Origin of the sequence: Salmonella sp. SAL04214 (assembly GCF_046550615.1) — a bacterium.
Classification (GTDB): domain Bacteria; phylum Pseudomonadota; class Gammaproteobacteria; order Enterobacterales; family Enterobacteriaceae; genus Salmonella; species Salmonella enterica.
The window spans coordinates 292,073-306,465 of record NZ_JBGDXT010000005.1 but is presented as its reverse complement, the minus strand read 5'-3'; the positions used below and the strand labels follow the sequence as shown (position 1 = coordinate 306,465).

The following is a 14,393-nucleotide window of genomic DNA, read 5'->3' as shown; positions in this document are numbered from 1 at the left end:
TTTTATTGCCTGAAGAACATTGAGCGTCAGGCCACCGCTTCGGCAATTTGCTGGGCTTTTAACCACGCAATCTCTTCCGCCCAGATATCAGGATTGATGGTCTCCAGTATCAGCGGAATACCGTCAAAACGCCCATCCTGCATAATCCAACGAAACGCATCGTGGCCGATATTGCCTTCACCCAGGCTGTGATGGCGGTCAACGCGGCTACCGAAGGCGCTTTTGGCGTCGTTCAGGTGCATTCCGCGCAAATACTGAAATCCGACAATTTTCCCGAATTCGGCGAACGTTTTTTCGCACGCCTCTGGCGTACGCAGATCGTATCCGGCGGCAAAGGCATGGCAGGTATCGATACAGACGCCAACGCGCGACTTATCTTCCACGCCGTCGATGATGGCGGCTAACTGTTCAAACTCAAACCCCAGATTACTGCCCTGACCGGCTGTATTTTCGATAACCGCCGTAACGCCCTCGGTCTGCGCGAGGGCAATATTGATGGATTCCGCGATCCGCGCCAGGCAATCCTCCTGTGCAATCTGCATCAGATGGCTACCGGGATGAAAATTAAGCAAGGTTAAGCCGAGTTGTTCACAGCGCTGCATTTCATCGAGAAAGGCATCGCGTGATTTTTCCAGCGCTTCACTGACCGGATGGCCCAGATTAATCAGGTAACTATCGTGGGGAAGAATTTGCGCCGCCGAGAAATGATACTTTTCACAGGCGATTTTAAAGTCATCAATGACCTGGGGAGTAAGGGGGGCGGCACGCCACTGACGCTGGTTTTTTGTGAAAAGCGCAAAGGCCGTTGCGCCAATTTCAGCCGCGCGGGCAGGGGCGTTAGCCAGACCGCCAGCAGCGCTGACGTGCGCTCCGATGTATTTCATAAAAGACTCCTGTTAAACCCGCTAACGGTTCATTACGAACGCTATGATAACGGGTTAACAGGCGTGAAACGTAATAATTTATGCGATAAGGCTATGGATTAGGACGTTAATGGCGCCACCGCCAATAATCAGCCAGGCGAATAATGCCAGCGCCATCAGCAGCGGTTTCGCCCCCGCTTTTTTCAATGCGCTAACGTGAGTGGTCAGACCCAACGCCGCCATCGCCATCGCCAGCAGCACCGTGTCCAGCGTCACCAGCATATCCACCACGGCTTTCGGCAGCAGGTGGAAAGAGTTGAAGATCGCCACTACGATGAAGAAAATAGCAAACCACGGAATGGTAATTTTGCTTTTTTCCGCGCCGGTCGCCGGTGAAAGCTGTTTAACGCGTGCCGCCAGAATGATCAGGAACGGCGCCAGCATCATGACACGCAGCATCTTAGCGATAACTGCCGCATTTTCCGCATCCGGGCTAACGGCATGACCCGCTGCGACCACTTGCGCGACTTCATGCATGGTTGAGCCGATATAGATGCCGTAAGTTTCCGGGCTGAACCAGTGCGCCAGCAGCGGATACATTGCCGGGTAAAGGAAAATAGCGATGGTGCCGAAAATAACGACAGTCGCGACGGCTACAGTAACCTTACTGGCTTCCGCTTTTACCACCGGTTCTGTCGCCAGTACCGCCGCCGCGCCGCAGATACTGCTACCGGCGCCAATCAGCCAGCTGGTGTGCCTGTCCAGACCAAAGACTTTTTGGCCTAAGAAGCAGGCCAGCATGAACGTGCTGGAAAGCGTTAATACGTCAATCACAATGCCGCTAATGCCCACGTCGGCGATTTGTGAAAAGGTAAGGCGGAAGCCGTAAAGGATAATCCCTAAACGCAGCAGATGTTGTTTTGCAAACAGCACGCCGCCGTCGCATTGTTTCCATATTTGTGGATAGACGGTATTCCCGATAACCATACCCAGCAGGATAGCCAGGGTCAGGGCGCTGAACCCCGCGCCTGCAACGGCAGGGATAGCGCCGCCCCACAGGGCGACTCCTGTAATGACGGCGCTCAGAGCGAGCCCCGGTATAAAATGCCACATTGTACGACGATGATTCTGCAAGGTGAGTTCTGTCATAACCTTCTCCTGTATATGGACAATAAGGTTACGGTGATCTGGTTTAAAAATAAAATTGATTATATATTTATAATTAATCTTTATAAGTGGTAAGTGAAACGCTATCGGTGGGATACGACTATGCATATTACGCTACGACAACTTGAAGTGTTTGCTGAAGTACTGAAAAGCGGTTCAACAACCCAGGCGTCGGTCATGCTGTCATTATCGCAGTCCGCCGTTAGCGCCGCGCTCACCGATCTGGAAGGTCAGCTCGGCGTACAGTTGTTTGATCGGGTGGGGAAACGGCTGGTGGTCAACGAACACGGGCGCTTGTTATACCCGCGCGCGCTGGCATTGCTGGAGCAAGCGGTAGAAATTGAGCAGCTATTTCGTGAGGATAACGGCGCGATACGGGTTTATGCCAGTAGCACCATCGGCAATTACATTTTACCCGCCATGATTGCCCGCTATCGCCAGCATTATCCGGCCTTGCCGCTGGAACTCAGCGTGGGAAACAGCCAGGACGTGATTAACGCGGTGCTGGATTTTCGGGTTGATATCGGCCTGATTGAAGGACCATGTCACAGTACAGAGATTATTTCTGAGCCGTGGCTGGAAGATGAGCTGGTGGTCTTTGCCGCGCCGTCCTCGCCGCTGACGCAGGGGCCGGTGACGCTGGAACAGCTTGCGGCATCCCCATGGATTTTACGCGAGCGCGGTTCCGGTACGCGGGAAATTGTCGATTATTTGCTGTTGTCGCATTTGCCGCGCTTTCATATGGCGATGGAGTTGGGGAATTCAGAAGCGATCAAACATGCGGTGCGTCATGGACTGGGGATAAGCTGTTTATCGCGCCGGGTGATTGCTGAACAACTCCAGGCGGGAACCCTGGGCGAAGTCGCGGTGCCGTTACCGCGCCTGGTGCGCACGTTGTGGCGTGTTCATCATCGGCAGAAACATCTTTCTAACGCGTTGCAGCGTTTTTTGAGTTACTGTGAATAAAGGTGAAGAGGAGGGCTGCCCGGGCGGCATCGCCATTTTTAGTATCCGCTTACGTATACGTTATTCTCTGCTTTACTTATAATCCGTGGCCGGTCATGAAGGTCTCTTATAACCGCGCATTTGTGTCGGAAGGATAGTATTTCGTCTGTTACAATCGCGCCTCATTTTTTGGATGGATAGCATTTTCACATGGGTTCCAAAACTAAAACCACAGAAGCGCCCGCGCTACGTCGCGAATTAAAGGCGCGTCACCTGACGATGATTGCCATTGGCGGCTCCATCGGGACAGGTCTTTTCGTTGCATCTGGTGCGACAATTTCTCAGGCGGGGCCAGGCGGCGCGCTGTTTTCTTATATTCTGATTGGTTTGATGGTCTACTTCCTGATGACCAGTCTTGGCGAGCTGGCGGCCTATATGCCGGTATCTGGCTCGTTTGCGACATATGGTCAGAACTATGTGGAAGAAGGCTTTGGTTTCGCGCTGGGCTGGAACTACTGGTACAACTGGGCGGTGACTATCGCTGTTGACCTGGTTGCCGCACAATTGGTGATGGGCTGGTGGTTCCCGGACACGCCGGGCTGGATCTGGAGCGCGCTATTCCTCTGCGTCATTTTCTTGCTGAACTACATTTCTGTACGCGGTTTTGGCGAGGCGGAGTACTGGTTCTCGTTAATTAAAGTCGCGACCGTTATTATCTTCATCATCGTTGGCGTAGCGATGATTATCGGTATCTTTAAAGGTGTTGAGCCGGTCGGCTGGAGCAACTGGACGACGGGCGATGCGCCTTTTGCTGGCGGTTTTGCGGCAATGATTGGCGTCGCGATGATCGTGGGCTTCTCTTTCCAGGGAACTGAGCTGATTGGTATTGCCGCCGGGGAATCTGAAAACCCGGAGAAGAATATTCCGCGCGCGGTGCGTCAGGTGTTCTGGCGTATTCTGCTGTTTTATGTTTTCGCGATTTTGATTATCAGCCTGATCATTCCTTATACCGATCCAAACCTGCTGCGTAACGACGTCAAAGACATTAGCGTCAGTCCGTTTACCTTAGTGTTCCAGCATGCGGGCTTGTTGTCTGCGGCGGCGATAATGAATGCGGTTATCCTGACTGCAGTACTGTCTGCGGGTAACTCCGGGATGTATGCCTCGACCCGTATGCTCTACACCCTGGCCTGTGACGGTAAGGCCCCGCGTATTTTTGCGAAATTGTCCCGCGGCGGCGTACCGCGCAATGCGCTTTATGCCACCACCGTGATTGCCGGTCTTTGCTTTTTGACCTCAATGTTCGGCAACCAGACGGTCTATCTGTGGCTGTTGAACACCTCCGGTATGACGGGCTTCATCGCCTGGCTGGGGATTGCCATTAGCCATTATCGCTTCCGTCGCGGTTACGTGATACAAGGGTATGATGTGAATGATTTGCCGTACCGTTCCGGGTTCTTCCCGCTGGGGCCGATTTTCGCCTTTGTACTGTGCCTGATTATTACGTTGGGGCAGAACTATGAAGCGTTCCTGAAAGATACCATCGACTGGGGCGGCGTCGCGGCGACCTATATCGGTATTCCGCTGTTCCTGCTTATCTGGTTCGGCTACAAGCTGATAAAAGGTACGCATTTCGTGCGCTATAGCGAAATGCACTTCCCGGAACGCGTTAAAAAGTAACGCGGTATTCTCGTCATAGGCCGGATAGGCTTTATGCCGCTATCCGGCACGGACTGCCTGAACCTGACCCTTCTAACCCTCTCATTCGAGAGGGTTTTTTGTTTTTTCTTTATGATTGGTTCAAATGACATAATTATTAACAATTAAATTGATAATTATTATCGTTTGCTTTATCGTTACGCTCGAAATCAGAAAGGATGAAGATTCGGGCGCGACCGTCACTAATGAGCCCGACTCGCCTGCATAAAAAGAGTTCGCCGTGATAACCGTTATCGCAGGCGAAACGTAATGCGTTGTGAGCGATAACCGATTTTTTTTGTCGTATTTACCTCATGGAGAAATGGAATGTTTAGGTTTAACCCTTTCGTTCGGGTAGGGCTTTGTATGTCCGCAGTTACGTTGGCCTGGCCGGTTGCCGCGGCAACGGATGATGGTGAAACCATGGTCGTTACCGCGTCCGCCATCGAACAAAATCTGAAAGATGCGCCAGCAAGTATCAGCGTCATTACCCAACAAGATTTACAGCGCAGGCCCGTGCAAAACCTGAAAGATGTCCTGAAAGAGGTGCCGGGCGTACAGCTCACTAACGAAGGGGATAACCGTAAAGGCGTGAGTATTCGTGGTCTGGACAGCAGTTATACGCTGATCCTGATCGACGGTAAGCGCGTTAACTCCCGTAACGCGGTCTTCCGCCATAATGATTTTGATCTGAACTGGATACCGGTTGACGCTATCGAACGTATTGAAGTGGTGCGTGGCCCCATGTCCTCGCTGTATGGCTCCGATGCGCTGGGCGGCGTGGTCAACATTATCACCAAAAAAATTGGTCAGAAATGGCACGGCAGCGTCACGGTTGACTCCACTATTCAGGAACATCGCGACCGTGGCGATACTTATAACGGTCAGTTCTTTACCAGCGGTCCGCTGATCGACGGCGTGCTGGGAATGAAAGCCTACGGTAGCCTGGCGAAACGCGAAAAAGACGAGCAGCAGAGTTCCGCCACCACCGCTACGGGTGAAACGCCGCGCATTGAAGGATTTACCAGCCGGGATGGAAACGTCGAGTTTGCCTGGACACCAAACGAAAATCATGACGTTACCGCAGGCTACGGTTTTGATCGCCAGGATCGGGACTCCGACTCGCTGGATAAAAATCGTCTGGAACGGCAAAACTACGCGTTGAGCCATAACGGACGTTGGGAGCTCGGCAACAGCGAGCTCAAGTTCTACGGCGAAAAAGTGGAAAACAAAAACCCCGGCAACAGTAGCCCTATCACGTCAGAAAGCAATTCGATTGACGGGAAATACGTTCTGCCGTTAGCGTCTGTCAACCAGTTCCTCACCTTCGGCGGCGAATGGCGTCACGATAAACTGAGCGATGCGGTGAACCTGACCGGCGGTTCCAGTACTAAAACCTCCGCCAGCCAGTATGCTCTGTTCCTTGAAGATGAGTGGCGCATCTTCGAACCGCTGGCGCTGACCACCGGTATTCGTATGGATGACCATGAAACCTATGGCGATCACTGGAGCCCGCGTGCTTATCTGGTCTATAACGCAACGGATACCCTGACGGTGAAAGGTGGGTGGGCCACGGCCTTTAAAGCGCCGTCGCTATTGCAATTAAGTCCGGACTGGGCGACCAACTCCTGCCGTGGCGGATGCCGCATTATCGGTAGCCCGGATCTGAAACCTGAAACCAGTGAAAGCTGGGAGCTCGGCCTTTATTACCGTGGCGAAGAAGGCATACTGGAGGGCGTGGAAGCGAGCGTTACCACGTTCCGTAACGATGTGGACAATCGCATCAGCATTAGTCGTACCCCTGACGTTAACGCCGCGCCCGGCTATTCCAACTTTGTCGGTTTCGAAACCAACAGTCGGGGACAGCGCGTTCCGGTCTTCCGTTATTACAACGTGAATAAAGCACGTATTCAGGGCGTGGAAACCGAGTTGAAAGTTCCGTTTAACGAGGCGTGGAAACTGTCGTTGAATTACACCTATAACGACGGACGCGACGTCAGTAATGGCGGGAACAAGCCGCTTTCCGATCTGCCGTTCCACACCGCGAACGGTACGCTGGACTGGAAACCGGCGCAGCTCGAAGACTGGTCATTCTACGTATCAGGGAATTATACCGGGCGTAAGCGGGCCGACAGCGCAACGGCGAAAACGCCGGGCGGGTACGTGGTCTGGGATACCGGCGCGGCATGGCAGGCGACGAAAAACGTTAAACTGCGTGCGGGCGTTTTGAACGTGGGCGATAAAGATCTCAAACGCGACGACTACGGTTATACCGAAGACGGACGTCGTTACTTTATGGCGGTGGATTACCGTTTCTGACAGAGACTGGCGACAGCCGCGTTTTGCAGCTGTCGCCAGAATGTTATAACCGATGCAGCCTGGAGAGCAGCGCCAGCGACAGAGTCGTTAGCAGAATGGCGATCACCGCATAGATATAAACGCCCGACCACGCCCAGCTATTTTTCACCATAATTACCGGCACACCGGCCATTGCCGCGCCGACATAGCTGAACAATCCCCGAAAGCCGGTAATCGATCCCGCCGCATCCTTATGGGTCACATCCAGACAGCCGACGGCAAAAAGCATATGCGGTCCGTATAAGGCGAAGCCCATGATGGTGAACAGAATCGCGGTGAGGGTGTAAGAGGTATCCTGAACCAGCGGCACCAGCACGATGCATATGCACAGCGCTAACGCGAAGATTAATCCGGTCATCCAGCGGTTACTTTTGAACATAAAGTCAGACAAGTAGCCTGCCAGCAACCCACCTGCCAGTCCGCCCGCCTCAAACCAGGAAATAATCGAGTTCGCTTTTATCAGGCTCCAGCCGTGAACCTGCGAATAGTAAATCTGCGGCCAGTCGTTAAGGATGGTGCGCGCAATATAAACCGACATATCACCGATAATAATGATCCATACCAGTGGATTGGTCAGGATATATTTCACAAAAATCTGCCAGAAGCTCAGGTTGACCGGGCTGGCCTTGACCTGGGCCAGTTCCGTCGGGTCGTTACGCCACTGCCCCACGTTGGGCAAACCTAACGTACCGGGACGATCTTTAATGGTAAATAGCGCCACTATCCCCATCAGCAGCGAAATGGCGCCGGGAACATAAAATCCCATTTTCCAGCTACCGCTAAAGGCGATAGCAAAACTGGTCAGCAGCGGCGCGAGGCTGCCGCCGATATTGTGCGCCGCTTCAACGATAGCCCACCAGCGTCCCCGTTCGTTTTTCGAAAACCACGAGGCCATAATTTTCGCCATCGGCGGAAAGCTGGTGCCCTGTAAGATCGCGTTGAGACTGTACAGCACGTAGAATGCCGCCACGCTGTCGGAAAAGCCGAACAGAATATTTACAATCCCCACGCCAATCAGCACCGGGCCGGTCATGGCTTTCGGGTTAATTTTATCGACCAGCATCCCGCCGACAAACTTCATCGCGCCATAAAGAATGTAAAAAATAGAAGACATAATGGCGAAGTCTTCTGCGGTCAGCGACGTTTCCGTCAGCATGGCCGGCATCGCGGCGGAGAAGTTTTTACGGGTAAGATAAAAGACGGCATAAGAGATAAAGACCGAGGCGATAATCTCAAAACGAAATTTTTTATAGGTCTGGTCTATCTCTTTTTTCTCTTTTACAATCGGCTTATCGGGCTGGCTGAAAATAAATGTTTTTATACTCATTTTAAAATTCCCTTCCGGCGAGGTGAGTCGCGTTATAATTCATCTTCAATAAGAAAAAGAAGCAATTCGAAACCGTGATAATTAATCTGATGGTGGATTTTTTCCCGTACAACCGGCTTCGCTTTCCAGGCAATACCGGTGCCAGCATGTTCTAACATCGGCAGATCGTTGGCGCCATCGCCGCAGGCAATAATATTCTCCGTGGCAATATTTAACCGGGCAGCCAGGTCAACCAGAGTCTGTTTTTTGTTTGCGGCGTTCATAATCGGTAAGGTAATGTTATCCGTCAGAACGTTATCGCGTATTTCAACCGTATTCGAAAAGGCATAATCCAGTTGATATCGCGCTTTTAGACGCTGGGTGAATATATCCAGTCCCCCGGAGATAATCGCGGTTTTAAATCCTTTGGCCTTGATGACTGGCAGAATAGTTAACAGGCCTGGCGAAAGGGTCATGCGATCGCATACGGCGTTCAGCACTGCTTTCGGTGTGCCTTTCAACATTCCGATACGTCGGGTAAAACTGGCGTTAAAATCAAGCTTGCCCTCCATCGCCTGTTGGGTAATGGCGGTGATTTGCGTCGACATGCCAAGCTCGCGGGCAATTTCATCCACGCCTTCTTCCGCAATAAATGTCGAGTCCATATCAAACGCGATAATACCGTTAGCAGGCAGTGGCTGCGGCTTAATAAAAAAATCAAACTGCCATTGCAATGAGAGTTCGCGTAAATAGCGATAAAATTCAGGCGTCAGACATTCCGCTGGCAGCGTAAGCTTTAAATAAGCGGTATTGATAAGCGCGGCATAACGTTTATCAAATAATAGCGGAAACGGCATGGTGACGGCATTAAATAACGTTTCCTGTAATTTTTTCTGAAACGTATCGATATCCTGTGTAGTAATAAAATAAATAATGCTCATATGATAACTCCCTTAATTTACGGGTATTATAATGGCTCTTTTGCGGCGTGGAATCTCGTGCTATCACAGATATCACAGCCAGAAAAGGGCTAAAAAAGCGTTGTTTTTGATACCAGGTAAAGTTCAGACACAAAAGGTATCACTTTTGATATGCCAACTGTGCGAGGATGTTATTTATTACTGAACGCGAATGACACTGAAAGGATTGATATAACGATGGAGAGTTGCCTTGATATATTCAAAATAGTAATAGGTCCATCCAGCTCACGTACCGTAGGGCCGATGCGCGCCGCCTGTCACTTTATTTCATTGCTCAGAGAACAAGAGACGTTACCGCTAATTCGGGAAATTGAAATCGAGCTGTATGGCGCGTTATCGTTAAGCCGCAAGTGCCACAATGTGGATACCGCCCTTTATCTTGGGCTGCTGGGTTGCCAGCCGGAGAATGTCGATCTCCGTTCGTATATGGCGGTGATTAAGCGTGCGGAAAATGAAAACAAAATCGAACTCCCGCTCTCCGACGCGGGCGGAATCACGATAAAAGTCAAGATTATCGCCAATCACCAGGCGCATCCAGGCCATCCTTATGCCATGACGTTTCGCGCCAGAGATGATTATTTCACGGTGTATGAAGAGACCTGGTTTTCGACCGGCGCCGGACAGGTTCGCAAACATGGCGAGCCGCTGACGCCATCGCTTCCTTTGCGTACAGTGTCGCCCTTTGAATTTAGTCATGCCGCGCAGTTGCTGGCGCTGTGTCGGCGTAACGGCCTGTCCGTGGCGGCGCTGATGATGAAAAATGAGCTGTGCCGCCACTCGCCACAGACGTTGCAGAATTATCTGGCGCAAATATGGGACGTGATGCAGCAGGCGGTTTATCGCGGCCTGCATACTGAGGGGGTATTACCCGGCCCCTATCAGGTACCGCGGCGCGCCTGCGCGTTACATAAGATGTTACAGGCTAATCGCTCCGCCAGCGATTTTTTAACCGCGCTGAACTGGGTCAATGCCTTCGCGATTGCGGTAAGCGAAGAAAATGCCAGCGGCGGACAGATTGTTACCGCGCCAACCAATGGCGCGTGCGGCATCATTCCGGCAGCGCTCTGCTGGTATGATAAATTTGTCACGCCGCTGGAGCCCGGTGCTCTGACCCGTTTCTTCCTGACCGCCGCCGCTATCGCGATATTGTTTAAACAAAACGCCTCTATTCTGGGATCTGAAGTTGGCTGTCAGGGGGAAATCGGCGTGGCGTGCTCAATGGCGGCGGCGGGCCTGGCTGAACTGATGGGCGCATCCGTGGAGCAAACGCTGAGCGCCGCTGAAATTGCCATGGAACATCATCTGGGATTGACCTGCGATCCGCTGGGCGGGCAGGTACAAATTCCCTGCATAGAGAGAAACGCCATCTCTGCCGTGAAAGCGATAAACGCGGCGACGATGGCGATGAGTCGCGTAAGCGAACCCTGTATCTCGCTCGATGAGATCATTGCTGCGATGTACGAGACCGGTAAAGACATGAGCGCTAAATACCGTGAAACGTATCATGGTTCGCTGGGGAAAATTCAGCCGCGCAAGAGAGGGTAACAGCGTGAAATACAATACGATGAATAACGACGAGATTATCCTGTCGTTGTGCGCCCGCTTAAAGGAGACGCGTCTGTCTCTTTCGATGACCCAGCAGCAGCTTGCCGATCGCGCGCACGTTGGCATCGCCACCATCAAGCGTATCGAGAAGGGGGGAGGGCTCAATCTTGATACGTTAATTTCTCTCCTGCGGGCGCTGGATAAGTTGCATAATCTTGATGCGGTGCTGTTTGAATCCGAGCTGCGTAATTTTCACGAAAGTTATGAAGGCGGAGAGGGCAGCGGCCGCCTTCAGGTACGCCAGCAGGCCGCGGATTTAAATAATAAATCTTCCGCGCCGCAGTCGGAAGAGGTGAACTACAGCGCGGCGCTGGAAAATTCATTATGTTGGTGACGTCTCACGATCGTCCCGTAAATACCGGGCATGAAAGCGCAGATGGTCCTCGATGAAGGACGCAATAAAATAATAGCTATGATCGTAGCCAGGCTGGATTCGTAGCGTCATCGGCCAGGCGGTTTGCCGCGCGGCTTCCGCCAGTACGGCGGGCTGAAGCTGATCGGCGAGGAATTGATCGCTGTCGCCCTGATCGATGAGCACAGGAATGGCGTCCTGCGGCTGGCTGGCCAGCATTAATTCGCAGCTATCCCACTCAGTCCAGGCTGATTCATCTTCGCCGAGATAAGCGGTAAGCGCTTTGATTCCCCACGGCACGCGGCTGGGGTTGACGATAGGCGCAAAAGCAGAGACGCTGGTGTATTTGCCCGGATTTTTCAGCGCCATGATTAATGCGCCGTGGCCGCCCATCGAGTGCCCGCTGATGGCGCAACGGTCGCTGACGTTAAACTGTGTCTGGATAAGCGCCGGAAGCTCATCGCGCAGGTAATCGTACATGCGATAATGGCTGGCCCAGGGCGGCTGTGTGGCATTGAGATAAAACCCGGCGCCGTGGCCTAAATCGTATCCGCTATCGTCGGCGACTTGTTCACCGCGTGGACTGGTATCCGGCATCACCAATACAATGCCCAGTTCTGCTGCGATACGCTGCGCGCCTGCTTTGGTGGTAAAATTCTCATCATTGCAGGTCAACCCGGACAACCAGTACAGTACCGGAGGCGGTTCATTATCCTGAGTCGGCGGAAGAAAAATGCTGAATGTCATGGCGCAGTTTAGCGTGGCGGCATGATGACGCCAGCGCTGCTGCCAGCCGCCAAAACATCGGTGCTCTTCGAGCATTTCCATGCGGGGGCTCCTTTTATGGTGAACCTGATAAGGTATGCAGATTCTTCATAATACAGATTATTCACCGCGTTGTGAGTAACTTTCACTTCCGTAATACATAAACATGCTTCATCATTTAAATAACGTTGCGTTAACAAATATGCCCTTTGTCCTGCCATCATTCTCGCACCGGAAAAGATGTCATGAAAGGCAGCGACAATTTCAACAATTATGGGCGTGAATACTGGATTATGTGCGCTACCTCACGCACAATAATCACACTGTCACAATATTGACAAACTTTGCCCCATGCAGGGCAGAGGCGCCACACCTGCAGGAGAACACGATTAATGCCATCACTCAGTAAAGAAGCGGCCCTGGTTCATGACGCGCTGGTTGCCCGGGGGCTGGAAACGCCGCTGCGCCCGCCTATGGATGAACTGGATAATGAAACGCGAAAAAGCCTTATCGCAGGGCATATGACTGAGATTATGCAGTTGCTGAATCTCGATTTAAGCGATGACAGTCTGATGGAAACGCCGCATCGTATCGCTAAGATGTACGTTGACGAGATTTTCGCTGGCCTCGACTATGCCAATTTCCCGAAAATTACCCTCATTGAAAATAAAATGAAGGTGGATGAAATGGTCACCGTCCGCGATATCACGCTGACCAGCACCTGTGAACATCACTTCGTGACCATTGATGGCAAAGCGACCGTCGCGTATATCCCCAAAGATTCCGTGATCGGCCTGTCGAAAATTAACCGCATCGTGCAATTCTTCGCCCAGCGTCCGCAGGTTCAGGAACGTTTGACCCAACAAATTCTGACGGCGCTGCAAACCTTGCTCGGCACCAATAATGTAGCGGTATCGATTGATGCGGTGCATTACTGCGTGAAAGCGCGCGGTATTCGTGACGCAACCAGCGCCACGACGACGACGTCGCTGGGCGGATTGTTTAAGTCCAGCCAGAATACGCGCCAGGAGTTTCTGCGTGCCGTTCGCCATCATCCATGATTAAGGCGGAGACGATGGAGCGTAATGTCACGCTGGATTTTGTACGTGGCGTCGCTATCCTCGGTATCCTGCTTCTTAACATTAGCGCCTTTGGATTGCCGAAGGCGGCTTATCTCAATCCCGCCTGGTACGGCGCGATCGTTCCCGAAGACGCCTGGTCCTGGGCGATTCTCGATATTGTGGCGCAGGCTAAATTTCTTACGCTGTTTGCGTTGTTGTTTGGCGCGGGGCTACAAATGCTGCTTCCGCGTGGTAAACAGTGGATTCAGTCGCGCTTGACGCTATTGGTACTGTTAGGTTTTATCCATGCGTTATTCTTTTGGGACGGCGACATTCTGCTGGCCTACGGTCTGGTCGGGTTAATTTGCTGGCGACTGATACGCGATGCGCCTTCGGTAAAAAGCCTGTTCTATACCGGCATACTCCTTTATCTGGTCGGGATTGGCGTGCTACTGCTACTGGGCGTGGTATCGAGTAGCGAAACCAGCCGCGCCTGGACGCCGGATGCGTCGGCAATATTGTATGAAAAATACTGGAAGCTGAATGGCGGCATGGAGGCTATCAGCAACCGGGCAGAGATGCTGTCGAATAGTTTACTGGCGCTCGGCGCGCAGTATGGCTGGCAACTGGCGGGTATGATGCTGCTGGGCGCCGCGCTAATGCGTAGCGGCTGGCTGAAAGGTCAGTACAGTCTGCGGCACTATCGCCGTACCGGGGCTCTGCTGGTGGCGTTAGGGCTAATGATCAACCTGCCTGCGGTCATTTTACAATGGCGGCTGGACTGGGCGTACCGCTGGTGCGCCTTCTTATTGCAGGCGCCGCGCGAACTGAGCGCGCCGTTGCAAACGCTGGGCTATGCCGCGCTGATGTTTGGCTTCTGGCCGCAGTTTAGCCGATGCAGACTGACGCTTGCCATTGCCTGCGTAGGGCGAATGGCGCTGACCAATTATCTGCTGCAGACGATCATCTGTACCACGCTGTTTTATCAGTTTGGCTTATTTATGAAATTCAATCGACTGGAACTCTTGTTCTTTGTCGTTCCGGTATGGGCAATAAACCTTCTCTTTTCCGTCATCTGGCTACGTTTCTGGCGACAGGGACCGGTCGAGTGGTTATGGCGTCAACTCACGTTGCGCGCGTCAGGATCGCTCAGATAACGATCTGGATCACATTCATTAACAAAATGGCTGTAACCGTTTCCATCCCTGTGATGTTTCTCACGCAGCCCTGGGCAGGGTGCTGACAAAATAGCCGCCTGCTAACGGGGCATTTGTGAGCATTTTTGAACTCAAA

12 protein-coding genes are annotated in these 14,393 nt (G+C 52.3%); 7 read left to right on the top strand and 5 right to left on the bottom strand.

Annotation, left to right across the window (positions count from 1 at the left end):
- Positions 1-26: 26 nt before the first annotated feature.
- The gene (gene nfo / locus ACLJQD_RS11615) at positions 27-884 is read right to left on the bottom strand and encodes a deoxyribonuclease IV (protein ID WP_000873910.1); all 858 of its coding nucleotides are present in this window, start codon (positions 882-884) and stop codon (positions 27-29) included.
- A 78-nt stretch (positions 885-962) separates the two neighbouring features.
- Positions 963-2,012, bottom strand: a complete 1,050-nt coding sequence (locus tag ACLJQD_RS11610) for a YeiH family protein (RefSeq protein ID WP_000137966.1) — start codon at positions 2,010-2,012, stop codon at positions 963-965.
- Positions 2,013-2,132: 120 nt separating this feature from the next.
- On the opposite strand from ACLJQD_RS11610, the gene yieE reads away from it, so the two are divergent.
- From yieE to cirA, 3 genes are all read left to right on the top strand, one after another.
- Complete coding sequence (gene yieE, locus ACLJQD_RS11605) at positions 2,133-2,996, top strand: DNA-binding transcriptional regulator YeiE (RefSeq protein WP_000548316.1); 864 nt, start codon at positions 2,133-2,135, stop codon at positions 2,994-2,996.
- Between the two features lie 189 nt (positions 2,997-3,185).
- Positions 3,186-4,655, top strand: a complete 1,470-nt coding sequence (gene lysP, locus ACLJQD_RS11600) for a lysine-specific permease (RefSeq protein ID WP_000534999.1) — start codon at positions 3,186-3,188, stop codon at positions 4,653-4,655.
- 345 nt (positions 4,656-5,000) lie between these two features.
- Positions 5,001-6,992 carry a catecholate siderophore receptor CirA gene (cirA, locus tag ACLJQD_RS11595; protein ID WP_017442006.1) on the top strand — a complete coding sequence of 664 codons (1,992 nt, stop codon included), beginning with the start codon at positions 5,001-5,003 and terminating at the stop codon, positions 6,990-6,992.
- Between the two features lie 43 nt (positions 6,993-7,035).
- On the opposite strand, the gene ACLJQD_RS11590 is transcribed toward cirA, so the two are convergent.
- Positions 7,036-8,358, bottom strand: coding sequence for an MFS transporter (locus tag ACLJQD_RS11590; RefSeq protein ID WP_000023807.1), 1,323 nt, complete (start codon positions 8,356-8,358; stop codon positions 7,036-7,038).
- A gap of 32 nt (positions 8,359-8,390) precedes the next feature.
- Positions 8,391-9,278, bottom strand: a complete 888-nt coding sequence (serB, locus tag ACLJQD_RS11585) for a phosphoserine phosphatase SerB (protein WP_000022911.1) — start codon at positions 9,276-9,278, stop codon at positions 8,391-8,393.
- Between the two features lie 216 nt (positions 9,279-9,494).
- On the opposite strand from serB, the gene ACLJQD_RS11580 reads away from it, so the two are divergent.
- Both ACLJQD_RS11580 and ACLJQD_RS11575 read left to right on the top strand, forming a co-directional pair.
- Positions 9,495-10,862 carry an L-serine ammonia-lyase gene (locus tag ACLJQD_RS11580; RefSeq protein WP_017442005.1) on the top strand — a complete coding sequence of 456 codons (1,368 nt, stop codon included), beginning with the start codon at positions 9,495-9,497 and terminating at the stop codon, positions 10,860-10,862.
- A gap of 4 nt (positions 10,863-10,866) precedes the next feature.
- Positions 10,867-11,256: a helix-turn-helix domain-containing protein gene (locus ACLJQD_RS11575; protein WP_000876817.1), complete on the top strand. Its 390-nt coding sequence runs from the start codon at positions 10,867-10,869 to the stop codon at positions 11,254-11,256.
- On the opposite strand, the gene fghA is transcribed toward ACLJQD_RS11575, so the two are convergent.
- A complete protein-coding gene (fghA, locus tag ACLJQD_RS11570; RefSeq protein ID WP_023242742.1) occupies positions 11,245-12,102 on the bottom strand; it encodes an S-formylglutathione hydrolase in 858 nt (285 codons plus the stop codon). The genes ACLJQD_RS11575 and fghA overlap by 12 nt on opposite strands.
- A 329-nt stretch (positions 12,103-12,431) precedes the next feature.
- Between fghA and folE the strand changes: the two genes are divergently transcribed.
- Complete coding sequence (folE, locus tag ACLJQD_RS11565) at positions 12,432-13,100, top strand: GTP cyclohydrolase I FolE (RefSeq protein ID WP_001139611.1); 669 nt, start codon at positions 12,432-12,434, stop codon at positions 13,098-13,100.
- 14 nt (positions 13,101-13,114) lie between these two features.
- Entirely contained in the window at positions 13,115-14,257 is a 1,143-nt protein-coding gene (yeiB, locus tag ACLJQD_RS11560) for a DUF418 domain-containing protein YeiB (RefSeq protein WP_023242743.1), read from the top strand.
- Positions 14,258-14,393: the final 136 nt, after the last annotated feature.

What these genes read in the sequence shown, in the direction of transcription:
- serB (WP_000022911.1), bottom strand. Translation starts at nt 9,278, where the DNA reads ATGAGCATTATTTATTTTATTACTACACAGGATATCGATACGTTTCAG.
- yieE (WP_000548316.1), top strand. Translation starts at nt 2,133, where the DNA reads ATGCATATTACGCTACGACAACTTGAAGTGTTTGCTGAAGTACTGAAA.
- cirA (WP_017442006.1), top strand. Translation starts at nt 5,001, where the DNA reads ATGTTTAGGTTTAACCCTTTCGTTCGGGTAGGGCTTTGTATGTCCGCA.
- yeiB (WP_023242743.1), top strand. Translation starts at nt 13,115, where the DNA reads ATGGAGCGTAATGTCACGCTGGATTTTGTACGTGGCGTCGCTATCCTC.
- lysP (WP_000534999.1), top strand. Translation starts at nt 3,186, where the DNA reads ATGGGTTCCAAAACTAAAACCACAGAAGCGCCCGCGCTACGTCGCGAA.
- ACLJQD_RS11590 (WP_000023807.1), bottom strand. Translation starts at nt 8,358, where the DNA reads ATGAGTATAAAAACATTTATTTTCAGCCAGCCCGATAAGCCGATTGTA.
- nfo (WP_000873910.1), bottom strand. Translation starts at nt 884, where the DNA reads ATGAAATACATCGGAGCGCACGTCAGCGCTGCTGGCGGTCTGGCTAAC.
- ACLJQD_RS11610 (WP_000137966.1), bottom strand. Translation starts at nt 2,012, where the DNA reads ATGACAGAACTCACCTTGCAGAATCATCGTCGTACAATGTGGCATTTT.
- ACLJQD_RS11580 (WP_017442005.1), top strand. Translation starts at nt 9,495, where the DNA reads ATGGAGAGTTGCCTTGATATATTCAAAATAGTAATAGGTCCATCCAGC.
- fghA (WP_023242742.1), bottom strand. Translation starts at nt 12,102, where the DNA reads ATGGAAATGCTCGAAGAGCACCGATGTTTTGGCGGCTGGCAGCAGCGC.
- folE (WP_001139611.1), top strand. Translation starts at nt 12,432, where the DNA reads ATGCCATCACTCAGTAAAGAAGCGGCCCTGGTTCATGACGCGCTGGTT.